Here is a 26,533-nt window from a genome sequence, read left to right on the forward strand (position 1 = left end):
CAACCTATTTGTGCTTAGTACTCACTGCTCACTGCTCACTGCTCACTGTTCACTGTAAAGCTCAGCCCGGCACCTGGCAAACGCATTTCAGTTACCGCTCGGCGCGGTCGGTGGCGGTACTTGGACCCGGCGTGTTTGCGGCTACCCGTAATGGCCTGTATCGGTTCGATAAATCAACGTCCGAAATCCGACTCCTGACCCGCGACAATGGTCTGAGCGATGTGGGCGTGAGCCAACTGCTGGCCCTGCCCGACCAACAACGACTGATGCTCGTGTACCGGTCGGGAAACATTGATTTTCTGGCCGTCGCCCCCGACGGCACACCGGGCGAGGTGCTCAATGTAAACACAATTGTCGCATCCAGCCGCATTCAACCGGCATTTCGGGGGATCAACCACATCAACCGGCAGGGCAATACAGCCTACCTCAGCACTGATTTTGGCGTCGTCGTGTTCGACCTGGTCCGCAACGAAATTCGCGATACGTATTTTAGTCCTACTACGGGCGGTACACCGGGGCCGGTGCTGATGACGGCTACCCTGGGCGATAGTCTGTATGCGCTTACCCGACCTAATCCGTTTGCCGTTGCCACGGCGATTCGGGCAGTGCGGCTGGCTTCCACGGTCAACCTTGCCGACCCAGCCAATTGGCGGCTTTCGCCCGCACCCGAAGCGGGTCAAATGACCGGGCTCGTGGCCGAGGCTAATCGGTTGCTGGTGAGTACGGCTGGCACGGTGGGGCGGGGCGGGGCCATTTTTGCCCGGCCGGTGGGCGGGCAGTGGACGTCGGTAGCCAGCAGCTCTGGTTTGGCGAGTGTGTTTGCAGGCACGGCCGGCGCCAGTGCGTTTGTGGTCAGCCCCACGGGCACTCCCGCACTTACGGTACCCGGTACGGGAACGTTGACGAGCCCCTTGCTGCAAGCCCCGGCCGAGGTTGTAGCCGACGGCAACCGGGTTTGGGTGGCCGACACGACAAATGGACTACTCGACCTGCGTGCCCCCAATCTGGCCACCCGAATTGCGCCCGAAGGCCCTTTTGCCGATACCTTCACCGATGTGCTGGCTTACCCCAACGGTCTGGTGGCTCTCACCGGTGACAAAGAATTGAGTACGGGCCTGCGAGCTAATCAGCCCCCCGCCGATTTTTACGATGTGCCATCCGGCCGCTGGCAAATAAACCCGGTTGTGGGCTTGGGGCAATCGTTTAACTCGGCGGCTTACCTGCCCGGTGAAGGGCGACTTTTTTTGGGTGGATACGGGACCGGTTTATGGACACAGGTCGGTTCCGAGGCCCCCGCGCGGGTCAATTTGCCGGCAATCATCAGCCCTGCCGTTTCGGCCCTGGCTACCGATGCGGAAGGTAACCTCTGGATAGGCACCGGGCAGGGGACGGCTTCGCTGCACGTGCGCCGGGTCGACGGTCGGTTTGAGTCGTTTGGGCAGTTACGGTCGTTGCCCATTGTGCAGATTGTCCCCGACGATTACGGAAACCTCTGGCTCCGCCTGAGCTATGGGGTCATGCTTGTTTTCAACCCTAAAACCGGGCAGCAACGCTATTTTTCCAGCGCACCGGGCGATGGTAATTTGCCCGGCAATACCGTGACGGCCCTGACCCGCGACCGAAATGGGTTTATCTGGGTGGGTACGGAGCGGGGCGTCACCGTGTTCGACGATCCGGCGGGGGCATTTACCGGCAATGTGTCGGCCAACGCGCCTATTTTCGAACGTCGGCGGCTACTGGCTACCGAGGCTATCACGGCCATGACGGTCGACGGGGGTAATTTTAAATGGATTGCTACGGCGTCGGCCCTGTACCGGTTTGGTCCCGACGGTACCTCACTCGACGCCCGGTTTACTCCGGCCGATAGCCCTCTGCCTACGGCGGACATCAACGCGCTGACCGTAGAGCCGGTGAGCGGGCGGGTGTTTGTCTCGACTTCGGGTGGTTTGGTGTCGTACGGCGGTCTGGCTACCGAACCTGCCGACGCCTTGACGGGCATCACCATTTTCCCGAACCCCGTACGGCCCGATTACACCGGTTTGGTGAGTATCCGGGGGCTTACCGATAATGCCGTGGTAAAAATTCTGGATGCGGGCGGGATTCTGGCATACGAGACCCGGGCGCAGGGGGGAACGGCTACGTGGGATCTGTCGGATTATCGCGGACGGCCTGCCCAAACGGGCGTTTATTTGGTTGTGGTCATAGGTGCCAACGGGCAACAGGGCATTGCCGGCAAAGTGGCGGTGGTCCGCTGATCAATCGGAAGAGACTCATTCTTCGTATTTGTAAAGTAGGGGTTAATGGGGTAACCACCCCCCAACCCCCTCCTGTTGTTCAGGAGGGGGCGTGTAAACCCAATCTCGAACCAATAAAGAGACTGCAAAAGCCTCTTTGTTGGACTGATAAGTTCTCCCCCTCCTGAAAACAGGAGGGGGGCAGGGGGTGGTTACTACCGCGACCTCACCGCGAAGAAATATCTAAACAGTAACGTCTATCATTCTAATCAATGCATTTAGATGCTCAGAACCCTCAGGCCATACAGGAATATCTGGCTCGCCGGGGGTGGATTTGCGAAGATGAATCCGTTGTGGCTGTTGAAAAGCCCGGCGAAGGCAACATGAATTATACGCTACGGGTGCAGACGAGTCGGTTTCATGACGACCGTACGTCGGCAACCCGGTCGCTCATTGTGAAGCAGTCGCGGGGGTATGTCGAAAAGTACCCAAGTATTGCGGCCCCCGCCGACCGGGCCGTGATTGAAGGGCAGTTTTACCGCAAAACCAGTCCTGTCCCCGATCTACGAGCCCGGCAACCTGAGTTGTTGGACCTCGATGCAGAGCACCATATTCTGGTGATGGAAGACCTCGGCGCATCGCGCGATTTTACCGATCTGTACAAGCCTGGCGTTGTCCTCACCGAAGCCGAGCAGATGGCCCTCGTCGACTATCTGAGCACGTTGCACAACCAATTTCGGCAAGCTGAGCCCGATCCGGCCTTTGCCAATCAGGCTATGCGTGCCCTCAATCACGAGCACATCTTCCGGTATCCGTTCATGCTCGACAATGGCTTTGACCTGAATCAGGTTCAGGCGGGGTTGCAGGAAGCCGCCATGCCTTACAAGCAAAATGAAGCGCTGAAAGAAACGATTGCCCAATTGGGACGGGTGTACCTCGGTGAGGTGCAGCGGGGTTCAGCGCCTACGCTTCTGCACGGCGATTACTACCCCGGTAGCTGGCTCCGGCTTCAGAATGCCGGGGGCAACGGGGTGTCGGTGCGGGTTATTGATCCCGAATTTTGCTTTTACGGCCCGGCTGAGTTTGATCTGGGCGTGATGCTCGCGCACCTGCACATGAGTGAGCAGCCGACACAGCAGATTGAAGCGGTTCTGGCGCAATATGCCCGCCCGGACGGCTTCGACGAAAGCCTGCTACGGCAGTTTACCGGCGTCGAAATCATGCGTCGGCTTATCGGGCTGGCTCAACTTCCGCTGTCGTTATCCCTCGAAACCAAAGTGGCCCTGCTCGACCGGGCGGCCCACCTGCTGCACTAAACACAAACGATGTATAAAGCTTTTTTTCTCTCTCTGCTCACCACCGTAGCTGTTGCCCAAACCGCCCCAACCAAGCCCCGGCGTATCTGGCTGGATACCGACATCATGGTCGGGATGAAAGACAAAACCCCGCGTGAGGTCGATGATGCGGTGGCTCTGCTGATGGCCCTGCGCCATGCCGACAAGGTCGAACTGGTGGGCATCAGCACGGTTACCTACGTCAACTATGGCTACGACGTAACCCAGAAACTCCTGAACTGGTACAATACGCCCAAAGGCGGGAAGCCCGCCCGCCCGATTCCGGTGTACCGGGGCTCTGATACCCTGCGCGACATTGGCCGCGAAAACGACGCTACCCGGGCGATGGCGGCCGCGCTCCGTCGCGAAAAAATGCCGATTCTGGCTATTGGGCCTATGACCAATGTGGCTACGCTGATTAAAAATCACCCTGACCTGATCCCGCAAATCGAAGAGGTAGTAGTTTGTGCCGGGCGCACACCGGGTCTGCCGTTTAAGCCGGGTCTGGAAAAACTGTCGGTGGGTGATTACAACTTTGAGATGGACCCTGAAGCGTTTCGGGTGCTGTTTGATTCGGGGGTGCGGGTGGTGTTATCGGGCTACGAATGCAGCGTGTACACCCTGTTTGGCAAAACCGATATTGATTTTCTAGACGTAAGCAAGCGCCCCGGCGATAAGTGGCTGTACGAGCAGTTCCGGCCCTGGCAAAAGTTCAATCAGGAGCTGTTTGGGGTGGATGGGTTTGTGCCCTGGGATACCACGCCGTTAGGCTATCTGACGCACCCGGAGTACTTCAAATACTACACCGATATTCCGGTGCGGATCAATACCCGCCAGAGCGATACCGATCCGACTCAGACCAAGCCGTACCTGGAAGTGTCGTACGAGTACAAAGACACCAAATGGCGGGCTGTGTATGCGTACAAAACGCTGCCGGGCTTCGAAGAAATTGTGCTGGATGTGTTAAAATGAAAAAAAGCCGGACGGGGTACGCTACCTCGTCCGGCTTTCGGTTTATCCTCGTTTCCGCCATTTATCGAGAGCGGCTGCAAAGTCTGCCGGGAGTTCGGAGTCGAACTGAAGCCGGGCCCCTGTGCGCGGGTGCGTAAACCCGAGCGACTTGGCGTGCAGGGCCTGCCGGGGCAGCAACGCAAAGGCATTGTCGACAAACGCCTTAAACGACCCGTTGGGGTTGCCCCGAAGAATCCGGTCTCCACTGTAGCTCGCGTCGTTGAACAGGGGGTGTCCAATGTGCTGAAAATGAGCCCGAATCTGGTGCGTTCGGCCGGTTTCGAGATTACACTGCACCAACGATACGTACTGAAGGGGCTCCAGAGTTCGGTAGTGCGTAACGGCCCATTTTCCCTTGGTTTCGTCGTCGTAAATTGACATCACCTTGCGGTCGCGGACACTGCGGCCAATATAGCCCGTAATGGTGCCTTCGGGAGGGTCGGGTGTGCCCCACACCAGGGCGTAGTAGGTGCGCTCAATGGAGTGGTCGAAAAACTGCCGGGCCAGGTGAGCCATTGCCAGCTCGGTTTTGGCAATCACCATCAACCCCGACGTGTCTTTGTCGATTCGGTGAACCAGCCCCGGCCGGATCACGTTGGCCTGCGCGTGGCTCGGAGCCATAGAGGGCAGATGCTGAAAATGGTACACCAGCGCGTTGACGAGCGTGCCCGTCCAGTTACCGAAGGCCGGGTGAACCACCATACCCGCCGGTTTATTGACCACCAGCAGGTCGTCGTCTTCAAAAACAATGTCGAGCGGAATATTTTCGGGTACCAGGTCAGTTTCGCGGGGCGGGTGCGCCAGGGCCACTGTAATCACATCGCCCGGCTTCACTTTGTAGCTTGCCTTGGTGGGCTTGCCCGCTACCCGCACCGATTCGGCATCGATAGCTGCCTGTAGTTTAGTACGGCTCGCATTGGGCAGTTTAATCATCAGAAACCGGTCGATGCGCAGCAGGCTTTGGCCCCCGTCGACCACAATCCGATGGTGTTCGTATAAGTCGTCTTCTTCTAAAGACTCTGAGATTTCCTCCGTCATAGCTAATCTTGTCGGTACAAAAATACGGGATTGCCCAACCAAACCGCTACCCGGCCCGTTTATCTGCCCATGATACCCGCTCAACAGCCATCGCCCCTGCAACGTATCGACGTGCCGCTGACCCGGTCGCTACCGGTGCAGCTTTACCTCAAACGCGACGATCTGCTGCACCCGCTGGTGTCGGGTAATAAGTGGCGGAAGCTGAAATACAACTTGTTAGCGGCTAAACAGGCGGGCTTAGAGACCATGCTCACCTTTGGCGGAGCCCGCTCCAATCACCTGTATGCGACGGCTGCGGCCGGGCAATTGTTCGGGTTTCGGACAATCGGGGTGGTGCGGGGCGATGAACCTGCCTTGTTGCAGTCGCCTACGCTTCAGTTTTGTGCGTCGGCCGGTATGCACCTGCATCCGGTGAACCGGGCGGCTTTTCGCGAAATAGAATCGCCCGAATTTCTGGACGAGTTGCAGAAGCTGTACGGCCCTGCCTATGTGTTGCCCGAAGGCGGTACCAACGAAGAAGCCATCCGGGGCGCGGCCGAAATTATGCCCGAACTAATGGAGCAGCTTGGTACAGCGCCCGATGCCGTCTGCTGTGCGGTGGGTACGGGCGGCACCGTTGCGGGCCTGGCCCGGTCGGCACCCCAGTCGACCAGGGTGCTGGGGTTTATGGCCCTCAAAGGTTGGCATCCGCCCCTCGATCCGGCCTACCCGAATCTACACTACCTGACCGATTATCACTTTGGCGGGTACGCCAAAACCCGCCCCGAACTGCTTCAGTTCATGGCCGATTTTGAGGCCCAAACCGGTGTGCTGATTGAGCAGGTGTACACCGCCAAGATGCTCTACGGCCTGATCGACCTGGCACGACGAGGGTTTTTCGAACCCGGCGCCCGGGTGGTGGCTATCCATACCGGCGGGTTACAAGGACGCCTGCCGCAGGATCGCCTGTCGCAGGGGCGCCTGCCCGCAGTGACTCCACCTAATGTGTAACGGAGTTTACCGGGTGGCTGCGCGTTTGAGACGGTCGTTCACAGCCCGACCCAAGCCCTCAGCCGGTAACCGTTGGGCGTAGATACGGGTAAGAGGCAGTTGGTCGAGGGCGCGCAGGTACGCAAACAGATTGCGGGCGGCTTCGGTCACGGTACCTCCAGGAGCCAAAATTCGCTGATTTTCGAGCGGAATACCCGGCAGCGGTTGGGTAAACACAAGCGCGCCGGTTTGTTCGTCAACGTCGGCTGGTAGCTCATCGGGGTTGAGCAGAAAAACCGGTTTGCGCGGGGCATAATGACTACTGAGCATCCCGGGCGCCTGTGGGTTTGAGGTCGAATGGTCGCGAACGGTGAGCGGCCCCACGAGGGCGGTCAGTTGTTCGAGCGCCATACCACCGAGCCGGTACACAGTAGGTTGCTCCTTTTCAAATCCGATGATGGTCGATTCGACACCGATGCCGCAGGGGCCGCCATCGAGCACGTACGGAATCTGATCGCCCAGCTGATCGGCTACGTGGGCCGCCGTAGTGGGGCTAATATAGCCAAACGGATTGGCGCTCGGCGCGGCTAATGGGAAATCGAGCAGACTGAGCAGACGTAACGTGAGTGGGTGGTTCGGAATGCGAATTGCCACGGTTGGCAACCCCGACGTGGTCAGGTCGGGCACCAACGCCCGCTTGGGCAGTAGCAGCGTCAGCGGGCCGGGCCATACGGCCTCGGCAAGTTGACGGGCCGCATCGGGCAGGTGGGTCACGTACCGGTTTACCTTATCAAGGGTGTCGGTATGGACAATGAGGGGGTCGAAGGCGGGCCGGTTTTTAACCGTAAAAATGCGGAGTACCGCATCAGGATTGAGCGCATTACCCGCCAATCCGTACACCGTTTCGGTCGGAATTCCGACCACATCACCCGCTTCTAAAAATGCCTTCGCAGCTAAACAATCCGTCCCGATTTGTGCCATAATTACCGGCAAAGATAGTATAGGATTGAGGAGATAGGAGATAGGAGTGAGAAGATAGGAGGTAGGAGTGAGGAGGTAGGAGTGAGGAGTGAGGAGATAGGAGTGAAGAGATAGGACGGGGCTGCCCGGCGGTGAGGAGTTGCTGACGCGTAAGCAATACTCATGCGTCAGCAACTCCTCACTTCTCACTTCTCACTTCTCACTTCTCTTCCTTCCTCATTTTCTCCTCCGGGTACCTGCCCGTTTGCCGTTTTTGGGTGTAAAGCGCTCGGGGAATGATTAAAAATTCGGGATTTTGAGCGGTGAGCAAAAAAATAAGCGGGTATTCGCCAACTTAGTCGGCAATCTTGCCCTGAAAGCATTAAAATTGGTTAACGTTGTTCTTTTGATTGAGTAAACCAGAATCGTCTTCCTACATGGACATTCCACAAATTAAAAAGGCCCCCGTCGAGTACGACGTCGCGATCGTCGGGTCGGGCGCTGGCGGTGGTATGGCGGCTTATATGCTGGCCAAAGCCGGAGCCAAAGTTATCCTGCTTGAGGCAGGTGGGTATTTTGACCCCGCCGATCCTAAATACATTACTCAGTTGAAGTGGCCTTACGAATCGCCCCGGCGGGGTGCGGGTACTACCCGGGCGTTTGGTGACTTCGATGCGGCCTGGGGTGGCTGGGATATTGATGGCGAACCTTACTCGGCGAAGCCCGGCACCGAATTTCACTGGTTCCGGTCGCGGATGCTCGGTGGGCGGACCAATCACTGGGGGCGTATCTCACTCCGTTTCGGACCCGATGACTTCCGGCGGGGCTCGCTTACGGGTGTAGGCGACGATTGGCCAATTACCTACGAAGACCTCAAGCCGTTCTACGACCGCTGCGACAAAACGCTCGGCTTGTTTGGAACCAACCTGCCCGACTTTCCGAACGAGCCCGATGGCTACTTCCTGCCTCCACCGAAGCCTCGTTTGCATGAGCTGTTGCTCCAGAAGGCGGGCAAAAACGCGGGTGTGCCGGTTGTTCCTTCGCGCTTGTCGATTCTGACAAAACCCATCAACAATGAGCGTGGGCAGTGTTTCTACTGCCATCAGTGCGGGCGGGCGTGTCAGGCATACGCCGACTTCTCATCGTCGTCGGTACTGTGTATTCCGGCTATCAAAACTGGCAACGTAACGCTCATTAACGGCGCTATGTGCCGCGAGGTACTTACCGATCCGCAAACGGGTCTGGCTACGGGTGTTAGCTATGTACACACAGGCACGTTGCAGGAGCATACGGTACGCGCCAAAGCGGTTATGCTTGGAGCAAGTGCCTGCGAATCAGCGCGGATTCTCCTCAACTCAAAATCGTCGCGGTACCCCAACGGTCTGGCCAATGGCAGTGGCGTGGTGGGTAAATACCTTAATGACTCAACAGGAGCCTCGCGTGGTGCGTTTGTGCCTGCTCTAATGGACCGTGTTCGTTACAACGAAGACGGCGTAGGCGGTATGCACGTGTTTACGCCCTGGTGGCTCGACAATAAGAAACTCGATTTCCCACGTGGCTACCACATCGAGTACGGCGGTGGCATGGGTATGCCGGGCTACGGTTTCGGCTCAGGGATTGAAAATACACAGGCCCTGGAGCCCGGTCGGACCCGGCCGGTAGGTGGTTACGGTGCTGGTCTGAAAGATGACTATCGCCGTTACTACGGTGCTTATGTGCACATGGCGGGTCGGGGTGAGCCGGTTCCACGCGAGGACAACTACTGCGAAATCGACCCGAACAAGGTAGACAAATACGGTATTCCGGTACTTCGGTTCAACTACAAGTGGTCTGATTACGAAGTAAAGCAGGCGAAGCACATGCAGGATACCTTCGAGGAAATTATCCACGCGCTGGGCGGTATCCCGATGGGACCGAAGCCGGGCCCGAATACCAACCACGGATACGGTCTGGAAGCACCCGGTAAGATTATTCACGAGATTGGTACGGTTCGGATGGGCAACGACCCGAAGAAGTCGGCCCTGAACAAGTTTCAGCAGGCACACGAGTGTAAGAACCTGTTTGTAGTCGATGCGGCTCCGTTTGTTTCGCAGGGCGACAAAAACGTAACCTGGACTATCTTGGCCAGTTCGATGCGCACGAGCGAATACCTGATTGACGAGGTGAAGAAGAAGAATATCTAAAAACAAGTTTTCTGTTTCCAGTTTTCTGTTTTCAGTTAGTTGCATGGCCACCATTCGTCGGTTCGAGGATTTGACAGCCTGGCAAAAAGCCCGCTGGTTTTCAAAAGCGGTGTATGCTGTAACCCGAAACCGAACCTTCTTGGATGACCCCGATCTGAAACGTCAGATCAGGCGCGCGAGTGGTTCAGTGATGGATAACATTTCGGAAGGCTTTGGTCGGGGAGGTAGAGTTGAGTTTGTGCAGTTTCTGGGAATAGCCAAAGGCTCTTTGGACGAGTCTAAATCGCAACTCTACAGAGCACATGATAACGACTACATTGATCAGACGACGTTTGACGATCTGTACGCCCAAGCTGATGAAGCTGGTCGGGTGATTGATGGGCTGATGAGCTATTTGAAAGAGTCTGACGTAAAAGGACGTAAATTTCAGCGAGATAGCGCATCACAGCCGGAGGAACTGAAAACTGTAAACCGAAAACTGTAAACTTCTACAGAAAAATGAAACGCAGAGATACACTTAAGGCAATCGGTTTGAGTGGTTTCGGTTTGGCCGTAGGGCCAGTCGAGGCTGCGGTGCCACCACCAACCCCCGCGGTGAAAATACCCGGCGGTCGGCAAAAATTTGAAGCAGAGCGCGATGCGAAGCTGATGGCTGAGAAGTTCTTCACGCCACAGGAGCTGAAAACCGTGACCCTGCTGTGCGACATCATCATTCCGGCCGACAAAAAGTCGGGGAGTGCGTCGCAGGCGGGTGTACCGGCCTTTATCGAGTTTATGATGAAGGATCAGCCCGCCAACCAGACCCCCATGCGGGGTGGTTTGCGGTGGCTCGATAACCAGTGCCGCAAGCAATTCGGTAAGCCATTTGCCGAGTGCACGGGTGAGCAGCAGATCAAGATGGTTGATCAGATCGCTTACCCGAAGCAGGCGAAACCTGAGATGAGCCAGGGGGTTGCGTTTTTCAACATGATGCGCAACATGACGGCTACCGGTTTCTGGACCTCAAAAATGGGTATTCAGGATCTGGGCTACGTCGGCAACGTCCCCAATCAATGGGATGGTGTACCCGAACCAGTGCTTAAACAGTACGGCGTGAACTACGACGCGCACGTGAGCGAGAAAAAATAAGCAATCTTCTTGTGCAGTACCAGAGATGATATCTCGTTTCGAGAGATGTCATCTCTTTTTTTTCAGCACCAGGCTGACTTGTGCAGTGCCAGAGCTGACATCTTTCCAAACAAGATGTCAGCTCTTTTTTTGGGCTATTCTGCCAACCCGCCAACCTGGTAAACAGCCGTTTCGGCATAGCGGGAAGCTACAATCAATTGCGTGTGAGCGAGGTGAGGAGTAAACAGATCGGCCACTACCTGCGGGCTGTTGTTGTCGCGCGAAAGGTGCGCCAGCAACAGGTGACTCATGTACGTCGGCCGATGGGTCAGAAACAGGTCGAGAGCCTGCTGATTAGACAGGTGACCATTGTCGCCCGAAATCCGTTGTTTCAGGAAGTAAGGGTACCGGCCTAAGGCCAGCAGATCATCGTCGTAATTGGCCTCCAGAAAAGCGGCATGGCATTGCTTGAAATGGTCGATTACGTGCGTGCACGGCGTACCTATGTCGGTGAACACGCCCACGTTGATGCCCCCAAAACTGATCAGAAAGCTGTGCGGGTCGGCCGCATCGTGCTGCTTCGGGAAAGCCGTTACAGACAAGTCGCCAACTAGGACCGGCTCGTACCCGCGCAGGGGCTGAAACGTAATGGCCGACTCCGACAGGCGGGTGTTGCGCAGGGTGCCGGGCGTGATGTACACTGGCAGCTTATACTTACGGGCCAGCCGGTCGACGCCGACAATATGGTCAGAATGCTCGTGTGAAATAAAAATGGCTTTCACCGTTTTCATCGACAGGCCGAGCCGGTCCATGCGCCGTTCGGTTTCGCGGCACGAAATGCCGGCGTCGATCAGTACGGCTTCCTGCTGGTTACCAACGTAATAGCAGTTGCCATTGCTGCCCGAGTTCAGGGAAGAAATAAATAAGGACATTAGCAGTTGTCGGGGCTTTAGTATACAACCCCGGCGGCAAGGTCGACGTTCCGAACATTCGGATGAAGCGCGGATTTAAAGACAGGAACACGGATTGAACGGATTTTAAACGATCCACACGGATTTTTTTATCCGCGCTAATCTGTCCCATCCGTTTCATCCGTGTTCCGTCTGATTAGTTTCGCCGGGTCGAGGTCATACCGAACTTGCGGAGGTTGTACGTGAAAGTGAGCATCACGTACCGGCGCAACACCAGGCTTTGTACGTCTTCGATATACGTGTCGTTTACGTTGCGGACAATGCTCCGGTTCTGGTTCAGCAGGTCGTAGACCGACAGGCGTAACTCACCCTGCTTCTGCTTAAACAACTGTTTGGCTACGCCCACGTTCCAGAGAGCAAACCGCTGGTTGAACCCGGCAGCCCGGCCCGAGTTAGCATTGTAGCTGAAGTCGGAGGTCAGGGTAAACCGGCCCGGCAACTGGTAGAAAACGAAGGCGTTGAGCGATGTGAACAGGAAGTTGCTGTTCTGTTGCGGCTGCAAAGAGTACTGAGCCGACTGGTATGACACGTTGCCCGAAAGGTTCAGGTCGAGTTTGTCTTTCCAGAACGTGTTGATGCTCACGCGCTGCCCCACGCTCAGGTTGCGGCCCTTGTTGAGTTGGTCGTTTACGAAACTGATGTTGTTCACAAAGCTGCCGTTGGTGGCCCAGCTCAGATTGATCCGCTGCCCGCTCCAGTCAATGGAGCGACCCAGGTTCAGGAAGCCCGTGACCGAGTAGTACCCATCTGCGTTGACCGGTTTGGTCACCTGACCACCGGCGCTGTTAAATGCGGTTGCATTCACGATCCGACGGTTAATCTGGTTTATATTGATCGACGCAAACAACGAGCGGAAGGTCGTCGGGTCAAAATTATTGTAATTGATATTCAGTGTGTTGGTGAACTCCGGTTTTAGGTCGGGGTTACCGGTTTGAATATTGAGCGGGTTGGTATTGTTGAGAACCGGCTGTAGCTGATTGACCGAGGGCGGCTGAATCCGGCTCCGGTAGTTGATCATCAGCCGCTGATTGCGCGACACGTTGTACGTAAACAGGGCGTTGGGCAACAGGTTGAGGTAATGCCGGGTCAGTTCAATGTCGCGCGAGATGTTGTTGGTCTGAAGGTTAGCATCCTGCACATCGAACCCAAAGGTATAATTGTATTTCAACCGCCGGGTTTGTAGCGACATGCCCGCCCGCTGCGTCCGGAAAATATTGTCGAACCGGTTAGTCAGTCGTTCATTGGGCAGAGCATAGGCATTAACGCGCTCGTCGAAGTCGAACACCTGCCGGTCCGAGGAGTTGTCGTTGGTGTTCAGGTTGTACCGAAACTCAAGTGTTTTGGCTAACGACAGTGGCTCTGTGTACGACAGGTTGAGGTTGCTCGTCATGGCCTCCGTCCGCTGATCGTTGCGCTGATTGATGTTGGCGGCAAACAAGCCACCTACGCCCGTCAGAGAGCCCCCGCCCGTGATTGAACTCGACAGCGGAATGTTCGTGATCGACTGAAAATACTCGTTTTTTGAGCGGTTGAACCCATCGGTAACCTGCGCGTTGAGCGTGGTGTTCAGGTTGGCCGAAAAGGTGCGGCCCCGGCGCTTGAATTTGTGCGTCCAGAGCAACGTATTTGTCCCGGATACGCCCCGGCCATTGGCGTCGTAATTGGTCAGGCTGCTGTTGAGCGGAGTGCCCCGGTTCGAGGCCGTGCGCGAGTCGCTCAGGCTGTTCGACACGTTGTCGGTGAACACGAGGTTAGGAATCACGCGCAGCGTATTCATGCTGTCGATCCGCCAAATCAGCTGGGCATTGACCCGGTGATTTCCAAACGTACTCACCGACGACGATTGCCGGTTGGTGATGTTCGTCGAGTCGGGGTAGGGTGCACCGCGCAGGGCCGCACTCGGCAGAATATTCTCCCGTCGTGACGTTTGCTCGGTTATGGTGCGGGTATTGTTGTAAAAGTAGCTGGCGCTAAAGTCGACTTTAGAGCTGAGGCCGTCGGAGAAGTTGAGACCGCCCGAAATGGCGCGGGTCAGGTTGGTTTGCTGACCTGTAGGCAGCCCCGAATTCCCTCCGCTATTACCACCCTGACCACCCCGGTTACCGCCCCCGTTGCCGCCCATGCCGCCCCCGCCGAAGTTGTTTCCCCCGCCAAAGCCACCTAATCCACCGCCATTACCCAGCCCTTCGGCCGAAAAATTTTGCTGGTTTATATTATTGGCCGTCCCGATAAGCGAGAGCTGCTGCCCGTTGTCGAAGCGGTTGATACCTACCTGACCCTGGTAGCGGGTAGGTCCACTGGGTGGCTCCTGACCCATCCCGAGCGATTGCCGCCCAAACACGCCTTTGCGCCGGTCGCGTTTGGTGGTGATGTTGATGGTCTTCTCACGGTCGCCATCATCAACCCCCGAAAACTGCGACTGTTCCGACTGCCGGTCGTACAACTGCACCTTGTCGATCATCTCGGCGGGCAGGTTGCGGGTGGCCATCTTGGGGTCGTTACCAAAAAACGGCTTGCCATCCACCAGAATCCGTTTTACCTCCTGCCCCTGCGCTTTCACTGTTCCGTCGCGTTCTACCTCCATACCGGGGAGTTTCTTGATCAGGTCCTCGACTACGGCGTTGGGCTGCGTTTTAAACGACCCGGCGTTAAACTCAAGCGTGTCGCCTTTGATCACAACCGGCGCGCCCTGCACCGTCACCTCGTTGAGCGATTTGGCTTCCGTGGCCATGTACAGCGGCCCCAGATTAGGCGCGGGCTCGGCCGCCGTGATGGTCACGTTGCGCCGGAGCGACTGGTAACCCACGTAGGTAATCAAGAGCTGATAGGGCCCTTCGGCCACGTTGCGAAACATAAATTCGCCCTCGCCCCCGGTGACCTGAAACGTAACCAACGACGAATCGCGCCCGCGCAGGAGCGAAACGGTTGCTTCGGGCAGGCCCTGTTTGGTGGTCGAGTCCAGAACCGAGGCCCGAATAGTACCAATGCCCCGGTTCTGCGCGAAAGAGGAAAGGGAAGCCAGCAGGATAGTGAAAAGTAGGAGTAGACGCATAAAAAGGTGGGGCTTAATTCCGCATGGGGTTTTCGGCCATCATGCGTTGCCGGAAACTGGCCATCGATTTCCGCCGGATTTCTTCCATCTGTTTTTTCGATACCAGCTGTGCTTTGGCGTTGGGCCGTAGTGTAACGGCATCAATAGCCCTGGCCTCAATCTTGGTGGCTTTAAAAGCTTCCTGATCGCTCTCGATCTGAAGCACCACGCCTTTGTCGGGCGTTAGCCGGGCCACTGGCGAGTACGTGAGCGGAATCTCGGTGGTGTACCAGATCGTGTAGGGCGTATTCCGTATATTGGCTGTAGCCCGCTTGCATTTATAGCCCAGCAGTTTCTTGGTCTTATCGTCTTCGCGCCAGGTAGAGTCGCGGGTGATGGGCTCATCGTTGCGGTAGTGCTCCGTCGTGACCGAATCTTTTTTCACACTCAGCACCGTGATCATTGTTTGCGACGACATATCGATGTAGGTGCTATTGTCGAAGGGGGGCGTAAACCGGCCGTTGCGCATCGGGCGGTTGTCGGGCCCACGGTCGCCACCGGCTGCACCGCCGGGTCCGTCGGGGCCACCTACCCGCATGGTGCGCATCATCATGGCCGGCGCATCCCGCTTCTCCATGGCCATATCACCCGAAAACAGCAGCGATTGGCCGTAGGTCGTCGTTTGGGGGACATCGAATGTCTGCCCGTTGGGCAGGGTGCCGCCCGGCCGCACCTCCTGACCATTGATATTGACCCGCACCTGCGAAAGGTCGATCCGGCGGGTGGCTTCGTACCGAATTTCGCCCGACGTGATGGCGTCCTGTGCCGTTACCGTCTGGGTCAGCAGAAAAGCTGCAAGGGGTAAAAAAGCGTGTATCTTTTTCATACGCCAAAGAAACAGAATTGCCGTTGAAAGTTGCAGGGATGCCTATACGCAGATCCGAAATGCCGCCCAAACATCGATGAACACCCCAAATGTATAGACGAACGGAATGTGTCGACTTGGTTTGTCTTCTAAATCAATAGATTAAGCCTCGACCTCGCTCGGCTCCGTGTAAAACTGGAGCTCAGTACTGGACATGAGATGTTGGACACTAGGCGTTAGACTTCTCTACAGAATGGTAGTGGGTCTAACGTCTAGTGTCTGAAGTCCGAATGTCCAGTACTGAAAAATTGGAGCCGAAGCGAATGCCGGGGCTTGGGGGTAAAGTGGCGGAGCCGGATCAGGCGGGTTTCTGGAAAACCAGAATATCCTGAAACGACTTGCCTTCGAGCCGGCCGCACCAGGTGCCGGGATAAAAGGCCGGGGCGGTGCTGTAGCCTTTTTGTTGCAGCAAATCGAGTACGTACTGCTTGTCGAAACCCGTACAAATGTCGGGGTCGCCGAGGTCGGCTACGTACCGGCCATCGAGCTCGTATTGCAGATTGTACCGGCTTCGGGGGGAGGGCATCAGCCGGCGCGACTCCTCATCCAGCAAAAAGAACGTAGCCAAACACCGCCCGCCCGGTTTGAGTACCCGCGCAATTTGCCCGATGTAATTTTCCAGCTCCGGCTTGGGCATGTGCGTAAACACGGAGGTCAGGAAGATGAAATCGAACTGCGCGTCGGGAAACGGAAATTTGTACTCGGTTGCCGGGTAGCGGCCAGTCGGCTGATAATGACTGTTGTACACATCGGCCAACTGAAACCGGAAGTTTGGGTACCGGGGCGTAATGTGTTGCTGACACCAGTCGATTCCCGACTTCACAATGTCGAAACCTTCGTAGCGGGCAGTAGGGGCAAGGTAGTTCACCAGCGGAACGGCCATTCGGCCGATGCCGCAGCCAATATCGAGTACTTCATCGGTGGGTTTGAGGCCACCCAGCTCGATAAACAGGGTACGAAAGTGCTCGCCAACCTCTTTGTAGTCGCCAGCCCCCACAAAAATCATGGAACGGGGTGGAGTGAGGGCATCGCGCAGGCCCAGAAGTCGCTCGCCCGAATCGAGGGTCTGCTGGTATGCTTTTTTGAGAATAGATCGGCCGCGCCGGAGTGTTTGGTTGATCATCAGATGTAGGGATAGAAAAGTAGGGTTAGATGTAGATGAAAGAACAAAGATGTTTTTTTTTTTTTTCAACCTGCCAAGTTACCAAAAGGGTATGCGGTTTAGTGTTTAGAGTAAGTTGAAATTGAATAAAAGTAACTTCTTATCAATCAGAAAAATGACAATACTGATCGGTAGGTAACAAATCAATTAAGTGGGCCACTGGTAAACTATCAGAAGGCGAAAAAAGAGGGTACTGGGGCCTGAGTCGATAAGCCATATTTGGATGGATTCGCTCCAGAAATTGAAAACTGGTGCCCCAGTATTCATGGCTGAGAAGGGAAAACGTCAAACGGTAAACTGCGTAAGGACCCGCTTAGTATCTTTGCCCTCATTGCCAATTGGATCTATGAATCAAAATTCCCCCTTAGAGCGGCCGAGTCTAAGTCGGTTGCGCCCGCATCTGTTATTTGTGCTGGGCTTTCTGGTCTTAGCCGGTATTTATTTTATTCCGGCGTTTCAGGGCAAAGAGCTGCCCATGCAGGATATCCGGCAGAGCTACGCATCGACCATTGAGTTGCGCGAGTTCAAAAAACAAACCGGTGAGTTTCCGCTTTGGACCAACGCGCTCTTCAGCGGCATGCCCGCGTACATGATCGCTTTCGATTATCCCTATACGTTTGTAGGACGCACGGTCGAGTCGGTGCTCAATCTCATTCCCCGGCCAGTGAACCTCCTGTTCGTCACGATGGTGAGCATGTACCTGCTCCTGCTCGTGATTGGGCGCACCGATCCCGAAGACGCCAGCCCTGATAAGCCCGCAGCCCGGCGTTGGCTGGCTGCTACCGGAGCCGTAGCCTATGCATTTGGTACCTACCTGATGCTGACCGTCGAAGCGGGGCACGTTTCAAAAGTGTGGGCCATGGCCTACGCGCCGGGTGTGCTGGCGGGGGTGATTCAGACGCTCCGGGGCAAGTATTGGGCGGGTGCCGCCCTGACGGCCTTCTTCGCCTGTATGGAGCTGAACGCCAATCACCTTCAAATTACCTACTACCTCTTTATCCTGGTTGCGATTTATGTGCTGATGGAAGGTATTGCCCTCGTTCGGATGGGTAAAGCAAAGCAACTGGCGCTGGGCCTGGCTTTTCTGGCCGTAGCCGGTGGCCTAGGGGCCGCAAGTTTCAGCAAGCGATTGCTCGTGCTGAATCAGTATCAGAAAGAAACCATCCGGGGGCGTTCGGAGCTGACCGCCAAAACAACCGCCCAAACCGCCGACTCAACCACAGCGGCTGCAGCCTCGGCGTCGGGGAGCAAAGATGGCCTCGATAAAGACTATGCGTTCAACTGGAGTTACGGTAAGGCCGAGGCCCTCAACCTGCTTATCCCGAATTTCTTCGGGGGCGGCTCGGGAGGTGGGCTCGACGAGGGCTCCGAGTTTTACAAGGCCCTGGTCAACAAAGGCGTCGATCCCGGTGCAGCCCGGCAGTTTGTCGAGCTGGGGGCCCCCACATACTGGGGCGATCAGCCGGGCGTGGGCGGGCCGTCGTATGCCGGTGCGGTGCTGCTATTTCTGTTTGTGCTGGGTCTGACCCTCTCCACACACCGTATTCGGTGGTATTTGCTGGTGGGAGCCTTGTTGATGATTGCCATTGCCATGGGCAAAAACCTGCTGGTGATCAACGGTCCGCTATTTGATTATTTCCCGCTGTTCAACAAGTTCCGGGCCGTTACCATGACCATGGGACTGGCGCAGTTGTTCTTTGCGGGTGGGGCCGTACTGGGTATTCATGCCATCGTGAGCCGCAACCTGAGTGCCGACCAACTGAAAAAGCCGCTGGCCATCAGTGTGGGCCTTACGGCGGGTCTGGCCCTGGTGCTTGCCCTGCTTGGTAGTGTGTTTTTCTCGTTCCAGACGACCAACGATATCCCGGTGCTGATGCAGTACTTCGGCGATCAGGCCATGGCGAGCGATATGCAGCGCGCCCTCATCAGCGACCGGCAAAGTATGGCCCGGGCCGACGCCTTCCGCTCGGTCATTTTCATTCTGCTGGCGGCCGGTGCTATATACGGCTTTGCTCTGAAGAAACTGAAAGCCGGGGTGTTTTTTCCCGTGCTGCTGGCCCTGATGGTGTTCGATTTGTATATGGTTGATAAGCGGTTCCTGAACAACGGCAACTTCATTCCGAAAACGCAGGTTAATGCGGCTTTTGAGGAAACCCCCGCCGATGCCCAGATTTTAGGGGACAAATCGCTCAGCTATCGGGTGTGGGATCAGACGGGGAGCTTCATGAACGACAACCGGACGTCGTTTTTCCACAAATCCATTGGTGGCTACCACGCGGCCAAGCTGCGCCGGTATCAGGAGCTGATCGAATACGCGTTCCCCAAAAACACGCTGAACATCCTGAACATGCTCAATGGCAAATACGCCATTATGCAGCCTCAGCCCGACCCGGCCAACCCGCAACAGCAGCCCTCGGCACCCGTTGCCCAGCCCAATCCCGAAGCCCTCGGTAATGCGTGGTTTGTGCGCACGGTGGTGCAGGTGCCCGATGCCGATGCCGAAATGGCCGCCGTACAGACGTTCAACCCCCGCGATTCGGTGGTGGTCGACAAGCGGTTTGCCGAGCAACTCAACGGTCTGCCTGCTCTCGACCCAACCGGGGCAACCATTCGCCTGACTAACTACATTCCCGATCACCTGACCTACGAAAGTAACGCCCCAACCGAACAGCTGGCTGTATTTTCGGAGATCTACTACCGGGGCGATACAGACTGGAACGCATATATCGACGGGAAAAAGGTGCCGCACCTGCGCGCCAATTACGTATTGCGTGCCATGCGCGTACCGGCTGGCAAGCACACAATCGAGTTTAAGTTTGAGCCGCCCGTAGTGGCCCTCGGCGATACGCTCGATGCTGTTTTCAACGGGCTGCTGATTGCCTTTATCGCGCTGGCTATTTTCCTGAGTCTGCGTAAGCCCAAAGCCGTTACGGTGTAAAACCACCCCTAGCCCCCTCCTGTTTTCAGGAGGGGGAATAAAAAGGCCGACTTGCTTTCAAAAAGGAGAGACCAGATTTAGTCTGGTAAGCCTCACCCTCTTGTTTTGAGAAGGGCGGTCCGGCGTTTGGAGATAAGAGGTAGCTCCCAAAACCAAACTGATAAACCTAAACCCGCCTGCCATGTTCGCAAAAGCTGCCGTTGCCACCGGCGATGGCCATTTCCGAATCGATACCATTGAGGTGAACCCGCCCCAGACCGACGAGATTCTGGTGGAGGTGAAAGCGGCCGGAATTTGCCACACCGATTACGACTCGCTGTCGTGGCAGAAACCCCTCGTCATGGGGCACGAAGGGGCCGGTATTGTTCGCGCGGTAGGGCCCGATGTAACCCGGTTTCGGCCGGGCGACCCGGTTATTTTGAACTGGGCCATTCCGTGCGGCAGCTGTTTTCAATGCCAGGAGGGTAATCAACACATTTGCGAGGTCAACTCACCCGTCACGTCGGGCAACCGGGCCAGTGGGGGGCACGCGGCCCTCGAACGCACCACCTACCGCGGACAGCCCATCGAGCGGGCCTTCAGCCTCGGCACCTTGTCGACCTACACGGTGGTACGGCAGGCCGCGGCCGTACGGATCACCGCCGAGATGCCGTTTCCGTCGGCAGCCATTGTAGGGTGCGGGGTTATGACCGGTTATGGCTCAGTGGTTAATGCTGCGCGGGTGAAGCCCGGCCGGTCGGTGGTGGTGCTCGGCAGTGGGGGCGTGGGCCTGAACGTGATTCAGGGTGCCCGCATTGCCGGAGCCGGTATGATTATCGCCATCGACATCAACGCCAACCGGCTCGATATGGCCCGGCAATACGGCGCTACCCACACCATTCAGGCCGACCGTGCCGATACGGGCCTGCTCTGGGCGGCCCAGCAGGTCAAAACGCTCACCGCTGGGCGCGGGGCCGACTATGCGTTTGAATGCACGGCTATTCCAGAGTTAGGTGCAGCTCCGCTTGCTATGGTGCGTAACGCGGGCATGGCCGTGCAGGTGAGCGGCATTGAGCAAACCATCTCAATCGACATGAACCTGTTTGAGTGGGACAAGGTGTACATCAATCCGTTGTACGGGCAGTGTCGGCCCGATATTGATTTCCCGATCCTCCAACGACTGTACGAAACGGGCGCGCTCCTGCTGGACGAACTCATCACCCGCACCTACACCCTCGATGAGCTACAAATGGCTTTCGACGATATGCTTGCCGGCCGAAATGCCAAAGGGGTTGTGGTATTCTAGAGAGTTGCTCGTGAGCATACCTGCCTTGTTGGGTGAGTACAAAAAATCCCGGTAGCCAGGAGGTGCCGGGATTTTTACATTACCAATATGAAAGTAAGTACTGTTGGTAGGGGTTAGTTCCACATGGTGCCGTCGAGGCCAAGCACAAAGCCCATGAAGAGCCCGATTAGGTGAATCAGAATACTGGCGATGTTGGCAACAATCTTTTGTTTTTCTCCCTGAACCCGCACAAAATCAAGCGCGTAATTGATACCACCCGCCAACCCCCCGGCCATCGGGACAATCAGCAGAGGGCGCACCATCCAGTACTGGGGCCAGTTGGGGTCGGGTTCATCGGCGGTCAGTAGAAAAACCGAAATCAGGACTAAACCAAGAGCTGCTCCTACCAGCACGCGGTTAATGAGCGGAGTAGGATGTAGCGATTGTGTTGGCGTGTTGTTTGACTGTGCCATAGTTGTTTCTGTTAAAGTACTTTGTATTTAAAAGTGAATGAATCAAAAAATTGAGCGCTAACGCTTTAGTTTGTTCTGCATTCCGAAATATGAGCGGTTTGGTTTAGGTTTTCTTTTTGCGAAGTACTTTGTATTGCAAAGTTAAAGGTGATTTCATAAATGTCAAGCCAAGAGAAAAAAATAGTGCCCTTGTCAGGCGCAGAGACGCACTGTTTTTCAGCTCGTTTCAATCTATTTTTCGGCTATTACCTTGGTTTTCAGTTTTTAAACCCATTATAATTTAAATTTCTAAGTGAATGAATACTGTAAAATATATAATGAATAATTACACTAGCTGTTGACAATCAGCTCGTTCATTGTGCATTATACACTGTGTATTATATTTCAACTCAGTACTTAGAAGGGTCTTATTATAGATTACTTGCAGAAATTTTACGGTCATTATAGTGTATCAATGTGCGGATTCCAGACAATCTCCCACAGGTGTCCGTCGGGGTCGGCAAAGTAGCCCGCGTAGCCGCCGTAAAACGTGGGTTGGGCCGGTTTTACAATCCGGGCACCCGCTTTTTCAGCCTGTTGCATCACTGTATCTACTTCGGTCCGGCTGTCTACGTTATGACCGAGCGTAAGAGCGAGTATGGATGGACTCGAATCGGGGAGGCCGGTATCATGAGCCATGCTTTGGCGAGGCCACAGGGCAAGCCGCAGGCCGGACTGCAACTGAAAAAAAGCCACCGCCCCGTTTTCAAATTCTTCACCAATGATGCCGTTTGTGGGCAAGCCTAGTCCGTCGCGGTAGAAGGCCACTGCGCGGGGGAGGTCGGTTACGCTCAGCGTAAGTACAGAAAGGGTTGGTTTCATGGGTTGGTATAATGACGCTGCAATACAGCCTCGTAGTCGGTTAAGGTCTGACAACCTAAATCCATTGTGTATATAACAGAAGTTGCCGAGTGTAGGCTGAATTCTGGCGTTTTTCGGGTGTTGTTTCTTAACCGAAGTCAACGAATGCCGAAACCGGAGCCGATACTTTTGCGCTCTACCTTGCTAACAGCGGCATTATGAAATCAAGAAAGGAACTGCTTACAATCCTGTGGATTTTCGTCACGTTGAACTATCTCTATTGCGATTTGATCGGGTTGATGGATGCGAATCTGCTAAGGCAATACCTGACCGGAAGGGTTGACGGGCTAACGATCAATGAGCCTTTTCTGCTTGGCGCAGGTATTCTGATGGAGATCCCCATTGCTATGGTGCTGCTGGCAACCGTGCTCCCTAAAACTGCGAATGGCTGGGCCAATCTTGTGGCTGGATGTATAAAAACGGCCGTCATGATTGCTACCTTCTTTATGGGTTCGGCTACGCTTTATTACATATTCTTTGCGTCGATTGAGATAGCTACTACCTTGTTTATCATAATGTATGCATGGCACTGGCTAAAGGAGGAGGTGGCTTAACGCTTCGTCTGGAGTTTTCGTCGGATTCGACTCAATGACTCAGGTTTAACGCCAATGTACGTTGCGATATCATACTGGGGTACGCGCTGTAGTAAGTCGGGGCGGGTTTCTAATACGTTTAGATAACGCTGCTCCGGGCTGTCGGTGATGTAAGAGGTCAGCAAGCGTTGCTGTTCCATCAGTACGGCCTCAATAATCTGGCGTGAAGTGGTTTCAAATTTGGGGAATTGGCGGAATAAAGCCTGTGCTTTTTGCTCGTTGCCTACCACTACGGTGGTATCTTCCATACATGTTAACGCATAGGGTGAGGGCCTTTTTGTGCTCAGGGTATCGGGTGCAATTATCCATTGCTCTTCGGTAAAGAAGTTGGTGGTAATGTCGTTGCCATCAACGATATGGAATTGACGAACACAGCCCTTGAGCACAAAAAGAGTGTCGGTGTGTTGTTGGCCTTCCTTCAAGAGAAATGCTTTTTTAGGATACTGCTTAACCTCCATGCTCGCAATGAGTGTATCGACTTCATGGGGCGTGAGTGTGGTTATTTTCAGGAAGTAGCTGATTAACGGATGATGCACAGCGTGTATGGTTTTTGGGCTGAATGGTCTCGGACAGAATGGTCTCGGACAGAATCGTCTCGGTCCAGAGCCAAGTGGGCTTTGTCCAAAATTCGTTTATCTCATGAATGCACCCGGCTGAGGGTGTTTGTGTTAACCGGTGGTCGCGCAGACTCTGGCATACGGAATTTAATGATCAGGGCAGAAAGAATGGTGAGACCGCCAATTAGCAAAATGGCATAATCAATGCCGAACAGGTCTGCGGTGATACCGGATAGAATGGCCCCGAATGCATAGCCTAAGTCGCGCCATAGCCGAAAAGTGCCGATACTTTCGGCCCGTTGCTGCGGATTGGTTGCCTGGGCAATCGTATTCAGGAACGTAGGGTAAACCAAAGCCGTGCCCAATCCCAGAAGACCCGAAATTAGAGCAAACCCGTAAACGGCATCCACAAACGGGATGATCGAGATGGCTAATCCCTGCAAGAGCATCCCCCAAAAAAGCATTCGTTTCTTTGAGTAATGGTCAGACATTTTGCCCGTAACGAGTTGGCCAATCCCCCAAACTGAGGGGTAAATAGCGGTGAGAACACCAATCGTTTCGTTCGTATAATGCAGCGACAGGAGTACAATCGGGAACAAGCCCCAGATCATACCATCGTTCAGGTTGTTGACCAGGCCTGCCTGCGTAACCGAACTCAAGGTTTTGTTTTTGACCGTTGTTTCCCAGAATACATTGTCAACCTGTGTTGAGGTGACGGTCTTACTTTCCTGCTGTACGAACGCTCGGGTATCGTTTACCCACAAAAGGGTTAAAAGAAAGCCAGTTGTGGCAATAAATATCCCGATGTAGAACGGGTAGGGCGTAACCCCATACCGGTCAGCCACCAACCCAGTCAAGAAGGCCACAACGCCCACGGCCAGATACCCGGCAAACTCGTTGAGGCCCATAGCAAAGCCCCGATCCTGTTCGCCAACCAGATCAATTTTCATGACAACGGTGCTACTCCAGGTCAGCCCCTGACTAAACCCTAAAAGCACATTGGCCCAAATCACCCAATTCCAGCTCGGGGCATAAATCAGGATGAACGGGATTGGAATGGCCATCAGCCAGCCAAGCAAGAGTAAATTTCTACGGCCTAATGTGTTGGCCAGCCGCCCGGTGTAGTAGTTGGCAACGGCTTTCGAGAGCCCGAAGGCGGTGATAAACAAAAGAACTGCGGTTTTGGAGTCGATGCCAAATTGCGCCTGGGCAAACTGGGGGAAAATAGTCCGTTCCATACCGACCATACCGCCCACAAAGGCATTGATAAGTACCAGGAGGGAAAACTGTTTCCAGTTTTGCTTGAGGCCAAGTTTTACGTTTCTGGTCATGTCTGTTTTGCAGTACCCAGTTGCAAATTTCCCCTTTCTGCGTCGGTTGTTTTGTCACAAAAGTCACAGTTCATCTAAAAGAGGGCGAAGTCGCTTTTTTCGTCCCTCCCATACCAATACCGTGACTATACCGAGTGTGTAAGCGAGCATATCCCACCATTCAAAGCCGTATCCAATGACCGTTTTAGCTATTTCGCTGTGCGACAAACCGAGCTGGTCGACAAGCCTGAAATGTTGGAGTATCTCCAAGGTGTAAGCGAACAGGAGCACGCCCAGCGCTATAGTTCGGGGTGGTGTCCGCACAAATGCCTTTACCCCGTAGTGGAGCATAATGACTACCAGAAAATCTCCGCCGTAAGGGCGTATAAACCGGTCGCGCACAAACAGAGCAATAATCACCTCAACCACGAACAACGCTACAGCGATCAGAAAATAGCGCCGGGTAAATGAAAATGTAGAGGGAATCATGATTACACTTAATCGTCTAACCCTTTGCCATCCAGAATCTTTTGCAGGTATTTTTCAATCCGGGCTTCGCGGGTTTTGGCTTGTTTGGCCGAGGAAAAGTAAAGCAAATACCCCCGTTGCCGACCCGGTGTCAGGGCTTCGAAGGCGGCCCGTAATTCGGGCATGTCATCTAAAACCTGCTGAAACTCGGGTGGACAAGTGTAGTCCGCTGTTTCTTTCAAGGCTACTTTCAAACCGGCTTTGTCCATAGCTATAGCCTCCTGAATGTAGGCGGTTATAAGGGGTTTATTCGCTAAAATTTCTTCCACACTCGTAAACCGTAGCTGCCGGGTAGCCTGTACGTTTTGGGTTTGTTGCACGAGCCGCTTTTGGGGGTCCGAAAGCAAAGCCCCCTGCAAGAAGAGTAGAGCGCAGTAGTTTTTTAGTCCATGAATCAGAAGCACATTCCCCTGACCCGTGTAGCAGGGGCAGCCCCATTTCAGCTCTTCGGTGAGGCCGGATTCGAGCACCAGTTCGCGCAATTCGGAATAAGCCTCCTGCCAAGGGCCGGTTTTAGCGAAAAACCAATCGACTTCGGGGTTCGGGTCGCTCATAAGAGGGCCGGGTTGATACGTGGTTTGTTTGAGATTTACTCGTCGTTTAGAGAATCGGTCCCCTGCTGTTTGAGCCGTTCCAATCCCGCTTTCATGGCGCTGACCTGCTCGGCCGGGTGTCCCTGCCAACTCGTTACCTCACCTACCACTCTGAAGGGGTGTGTAGAACGGTACGACTTGGTTGGGTTGCCCGGAAATTTCTTGTCGGTCAGGTCGGGATCGTCTTCGATGGGGCCGGTTGGCTCAACCAGATAAATCCGTTCGCGGCCTTCGCCCAGGGCCAATTCGGCACCCCAGATTGCGGCATCTAACGTGGCCGACAGAAAAATGTATTTGGCGTTTTTCTGACGGCCGTAGTTTGAATTAAAGCCTACGTCGATGAGGTCACCGAGTTGAAGGTCGGCTTTGGTGCCGTGGAAATACGTTTGGGCGAAGGCGGTCGGGCTGAGCGGGTTAGAAGTGGTTGGTTGCATGAGTAGACGTTGAGTTTG

At 55.0% G+C, this 26,533-nt stretch carries 23 protein-coding genes; 10 read left to right on the top strand and 13 right to left on the bottom strand.

The genetic code is table 11. The features are described from left to right. Positions 1-8: 8 nt before the first annotated feature. The 3 genes from porZ (at position 9) to RUDLU_RS0122545 (ending at position 4,540) form a co-directional block, all read left to right on the top strand. Positions 9-2,255 (top strand): type IX secretion system anionic LPS delivery protein PorZ, encoded by a 2,247-nt coding sequence (porZ, locus tag RUDLU_RS0122535; RefSeq protein ID WP_211220223.1) that lies wholly within the window; start codon positions 9-11, stop codon positions 2,253-2,255. Positions 2,256-2,506: 251 nt separating this feature from the next. Then, on the top strand, positions 2,507-3,550 hold the full coding sequence (locus tag RUDLU_RS0122540) for a phosphotransferase (protein ID WP_019990703.1): 1,044 nt from the start codon (positions 2,507-2,509) through the stop codon (positions 3,548-3,550). A 9-nt stretch (positions 3,551-3,559) separates the two neighbouring features. Further along, positions 3,560-4,540, top strand: coding sequence for a nucleoside hydrolase (locus RUDLU_RS0122545; protein WP_019990704.1), 981 nt, complete (start codon positions 3,560-3,562; stop codon positions 4,538-4,540). 42 nt (positions 4,541-4,582) lie between these two features. Here RUDLU_RS0122545 and RUDLU_RS0122550 read toward each other — a convergent pair whose 3' ends face one another. Continuing rightward, entirely contained in the window at positions 4,583-5,617 is a 1,035-nt protein-coding gene (locus tag RUDLU_RS0122550) for an RluA family pseudouridine synthase (protein ID WP_019990705.1), read from the bottom strand. 30 nt (positions 5,618-5,647) lie between these two features. On the opposite strand from RUDLU_RS0122550, the gene RUDLU_RS0122555 reads away from it, so the two are divergent. After that, positions 5,648-6,607: a pyridoxal-phosphate dependent enzyme gene (locus tag RUDLU_RS0122555; RefSeq protein WP_019990706.1), complete on the top strand. Its 960-nt coding sequence runs from the start codon at positions 5,648-5,650 to the stop codon at positions 6,605-6,607. A 6-nt stretch (positions 6,608-6,613) separates the two neighbouring features. Here RUDLU_RS0122555 and RUDLU_RS0122560 read toward each other — a convergent pair whose 3' ends face one another. Next, the gene (locus tag RUDLU_RS0122560; RefSeq protein ID WP_019990707.1) at positions 6,614-7,567 is read right to left on the bottom strand and encodes an L-threonylcarbamoyladenylate synthase; all 954 of its coding nucleotides are present in this window, start codon (positions 7,565-7,567) and stop codon (positions 6,614-6,616) included. A 416-nt stretch (positions 7,568-7,983) separates the two neighbouring features. Here RUDLU_RS0122560 and RUDLU_RS0122565 point away from each other — a divergent pair, with 416 nt between their 5' ends. The 3 genes from RUDLU_RS0122565 to RUDLU_RS0122575 are packed head-to-tail and all read left to right on the top strand — an operon-like array spanning position 7,984 to position 10,857. Then, on the top strand, positions 7,984-9,729 hold the full coding sequence (locus RUDLU_RS0122565; protein WP_019990708.1) for a GMC oxidoreductase: 1,746 nt from the start codon (positions 7,984-7,986) through the stop codon (positions 9,727-9,729). Between the two features lie 43 nt (positions 9,730-9,772). Beyond that, positions 9,773-10,213 carry a four helix bundle protein gene (locus tag RUDLU_RS0122570; RefSeq protein ID WP_019990709.1) on the top strand — a complete coding sequence of 147 codons (441 nt, stop codon included), beginning with the start codon at positions 9,773-9,775 and terminating at the stop codon, positions 10,211-10,213. Positions 10,214-10,227: 14 nt separating this feature from the next. Next, positions 10,228-10,857, top strand: coding sequence for a gluconate 2-dehydrogenase subunit 3 family protein (locus RUDLU_RS0122575; protein WP_027303309.1), 630 nt, complete (start codon positions 10,228-10,230; stop codon positions 10,855-10,857). A gap of 134 nt (positions 10,858-10,991) precedes the next feature. Here the strand turns inward: RUDLU_RS0122575 and RUDLU_RS0122580 are convergent, their stop codons facing one another. From RUDLU_RS0122580 to RUDLU_RS0122595, 4 genes are all read right to left on the bottom strand, one after another. Next, positions 10,992-11,768, bottom strand: a complete 777-nt coding sequence (locus tag RUDLU_RS0122580) for an MBL fold metallo-hydrolase (protein ID WP_019990711.1) — start codon at positions 11,766-11,768, stop codon at positions 10,992-10,994. Positions 11,769-11,943: 175 nt separating this feature from the next. After that, positions 11,944-14,859, bottom strand: a complete 2,916-nt coding sequence (locus tag RUDLU_RS0122585; RefSeq protein ID WP_019990712.1) for an outer membrane beta-barrel family protein — start codon at positions 14,857-14,859, stop codon at positions 11,944-11,946. Positions 14,860-14,872: 13 nt separating this feature from the next. Continuing rightward, positions 14,873-15,724 (bottom strand): GLPGLI family protein, encoded by an 852-nt coding sequence (locus RUDLU_RS0122590; RefSeq protein WP_019990713.1) that lies wholly within the window; start codon positions 15,722-15,724, stop codon positions 14,873-14,875. A 337-nt stretch (positions 15,725-16,061) separates the two neighbouring features. Continuing rightward, the gene (locus RUDLU_RS0122595) at positions 16,062-16,886 is read right to left on the bottom strand and encodes a class I SAM-dependent methyltransferase (protein WP_019990714.1); all 825 of its coding nucleotides are present in this window, start codon (positions 16,884-16,886) and stop codon (positions 16,062-16,064) included. Between the two features lie 385 nt (positions 16,887-17,271). Between RUDLU_RS0122595 and RUDLU_RS0122600 the strand changes: the two genes are divergently transcribed. Together RUDLU_RS0122600 and RUDLU_RS0122605 are read left to right on the top strand one after the other, a co-directional pair. Next, entirely contained in the window at positions 17,272-19,863 is a 2,592-nt protein-coding gene (locus RUDLU_RS0122600) for a hypothetical protein (protein WP_044130763.1), read from the top strand. A gap of 181 nt (positions 19,864-20,044) precedes the next feature. Further along, entirely contained in the window at positions 20,045-21,148 is a 1,104-nt protein-coding gene (locus RUDLU_RS0122605; protein ID WP_019990716.1) for a Zn-dependent alcohol dehydrogenase, read from the top strand. 113 nt (positions 21,149-21,261) lie between these two features. Here RUDLU_RS0122605 and RUDLU_RS0122610 read toward each other — a convergent pair whose 3' ends face one another. Further along, positions 21,262-21,600: a hypothetical protein gene (locus RUDLU_RS0122610; protein WP_019990717.1), complete on the bottom strand. Its 339-nt coding sequence runs from the start codon at positions 21,598-21,600 to the stop codon at positions 21,262-21,264. 441 nt (positions 21,601-22,041) lie between these two features. Beyond that, positions 22,042-22,461: a VOC family protein gene (locus tag RUDLU_RS0122615; protein ID WP_019990718.1), complete on the bottom strand. Its 420-nt coding sequence runs from the start codon at positions 22,459-22,461 to the stop codon at positions 22,042-22,044. A gap of 197 nt (positions 22,462-22,658) precedes the next feature. Here RUDLU_RS0122615 and RUDLU_RS0122620 point away from each other — a divergent pair, with 197 nt between their 5' ends. Beyond that, a complete protein-coding gene (locus RUDLU_RS0122620) occupies positions 22,659-23,054 on the top strand; it encodes a DUF6326 family protein (protein ID WP_019990719.1) in 396 nt (131 codons plus the stop codon). On the opposite strand, the gene RUDLU_RS0122625 is transcribed toward RUDLU_RS0122620, so the two are convergent. The 5 genes from RUDLU_RS0122625 to arr form a co-directional block, all read right to left on the bottom strand. Beyond that, positions 23,051-23,629, bottom strand: coding sequence for a Crp/Fnr family transcriptional regulator (locus RUDLU_RS0122625; protein ID WP_019990720.1), 579 nt, complete (start codon positions 23,627-23,629; stop codon positions 23,051-23,053). The genes RUDLU_RS0122620 and RUDLU_RS0122625 overlap by 4 nt on opposite strands. 101 nt (positions 23,630-23,730) lie before the next feature. After that, positions 23,731-24,981 carry an MFS transporter gene (locus tag RUDLU_RS0122630; protein ID WP_019990721.1) on the bottom strand — a complete coding sequence of 417 codons (1,251 nt, stop codon included), beginning with the start codon at positions 24,979-24,981 and terminating at the stop codon, positions 23,731-23,733. Between the two features lie 63 nt (positions 24,982-25,044). Continuing rightward, on the bottom strand, positions 25,045-25,449 hold the full coding sequence (locus RUDLU_RS0122635) for a ribosomal maturation YjgA family protein (protein WP_019990722.1): 405 nt from the start codon (positions 25,447-25,449) through the stop codon (positions 25,045-25,047). 8 nt (positions 25,450-25,457) lie between these two features. Further along, the gene (locus RUDLU_RS0122640) at positions 25,458-26,042 is read right to left on the bottom strand and encodes a YdeI/OmpD-associated family protein (RefSeq protein WP_019990723.1); all 585 of its coding nucleotides are present in this window, start codon (positions 26,040-26,042) and stop codon (positions 25,458-25,460) included. Between the two features lie 35 nt (positions 26,043-26,077). Beyond that, positions 26,078-26,515, bottom strand: a complete 438-nt coding sequence (gene arr, locus RUDLU_RS0122645; RefSeq protein ID WP_019990724.1) for an NAD(+)--rifampin ADP-ribosyltransferase — start codon at positions 26,513-26,515, stop codon at positions 26,078-26,080. Between the last annotated feature and the right edge of the window lie 18 nt (positions 26,516-26,533).

Origin of the sequence: Rudanella lutea DSM 19387, assembly GCF_000383955.1 — a bacterium.
Lineage (GTDB): Bacteria > Bacteroidota > Bacteroidia > Cytophagales > Spirosomataceae > Rudanella > Rudanella lutea.

Excerpts from the sequence above, each read along its gene's own strand:
- RUDLU_RS0122610 (WP_019990717.1), bottom strand. The coding sequence starts at position 21,600 with ATGGCACAGTCAAACAACACGCCAACACAATCGCTACATCCTACTCCG.
- RUDLU_RS0122560 (WP_019990707.1), bottom strand. The coding sequence starts at position 7,567 with ATGGCACAAATCGGGACGGATTGTTTAGCTGCGAAGGCATTTTTAGAA.
- RUDLU_RS0122575 (WP_027303309.1), top strand. The coding sequence starts at position 10,228 with ATGAAACGCAGAGATACACTTAAGGCAATCGGTTTGAGTGGTTTCGGT.
- RUDLU_RS0122620 (WP_019990719.1), top strand. The coding sequence starts at position 22,659 with ATGAAATCAAGAAAGGAACTGCTTACAATCCTGTGGATTTTCGTCACG.
- RUDLU_RS0122640 (WP_019990723.1), bottom strand. The coding sequence starts at position 26,042 with ATGAGCGACCCGAACCCCGAAGTCGATTGGTTTTTCGCTAAAACCGGC.
- RUDLU_RS0122550 (WP_019990705.1), bottom strand. The coding sequence starts at position 5,617 with ATGACGGAGGAAATCTCAGAGTCTTTAGAAGAAGACGACTTATACGAA.
- RUDLU_RS0122605 (WP_019990716.1), top strand. The coding sequence starts at position 20,045 with ATGTTCGCAAAAGCTGCCGTTGCCACCGGCGATGGCCATTTCCGAATC.
- RUDLU_RS0122565 (WP_019990708.1), top strand. The coding sequence starts at position 7,984 with ATGGACATTCCACAAATTAAAAAGGCCCCCGTCGAGTACGACGTCGCG.
- RUDLU_RS0122540 (WP_019990703.1), top strand. The coding sequence starts at position 2,507 with ATGCATTTAGATGCTCAGAACCCTCAGGCCATACAGGAATATCTGGCT.
- RUDLU_RS0122635 (WP_019990722.1), bottom strand. The coding sequence starts at position 25,449 with ATGATTCCCTCTACATTTTCATTTACCCGGCGCTATTTTCTGATCGCT.
- RUDLU_RS0122590 (WP_019990713.1), bottom strand. The coding sequence starts at position 15,724 with ATGAAAAAGATACACGCTTTTTTACCCCTTGCAGCTTTTCTGCTGACC.
- RUDLU_RS0122585 (WP_019990712.1), bottom strand. The coding sequence starts at position 14,859 with ATGCGTCTACTCCTACTTTTCACTATCCTGCTGGCTTCCCTTTCCTCT.
- RUDLU_RS0122580 (WP_019990711.1), bottom strand. The coding sequence starts at position 11,768 with ATGTCCTTATTTATTTCTTCCCTGAACTCGGGCAGCAATGGCAACTGC.
- arr (WP_019990724.1), bottom strand. The coding sequence starts at position 26,515 with ATGCAACCAACCACTTCTAACCCGCTCAGCCCGACCGCCTTCGCCCAA.
- RUDLU_RS0122600 (WP_044130763.1), top strand. The coding sequence starts at position 17,272 with ATGAATCAAAATTCCCCCTTAGAGCGGCCGAGTCTAAGTCGGTTGCGC.
- RUDLU_RS0122630 (WP_019990721.1), bottom strand. The coding sequence starts at position 24,981 with ATGACCAGAAACGTAAAACTTGGCCTCAAGCAAAACTGGAAACAGTTT.
- RUDLU_RS0122615 (WP_019990718.1), bottom strand. The coding sequence starts at position 22,461 with ATGAAACCAACCCTTTCTGTACTTACGCTGAGCGTAACCGACCTCCCC.
- RUDLU_RS0122545 (WP_019990704.1), top strand. The coding sequence starts at position 3,560 with ATGTATAAAGCTTTTTTTCTCTCTCTGCTCACCACCGTAGCTGTTGCC.
- RUDLU_RS0122595 (WP_019990714.1), bottom strand. The coding sequence starts at position 16,886 with ATGATCAACCAAACACTCCGGCGCGGCCGATCTATTCTCAAAAAAGCA.
- RUDLU_RS0122570 (WP_019990709.1), top strand. The coding sequence starts at position 9,773 with ATGGCCACCATTCGTCGGTTCGAGGATTTGACAGCCTGGCAAAAAGCC.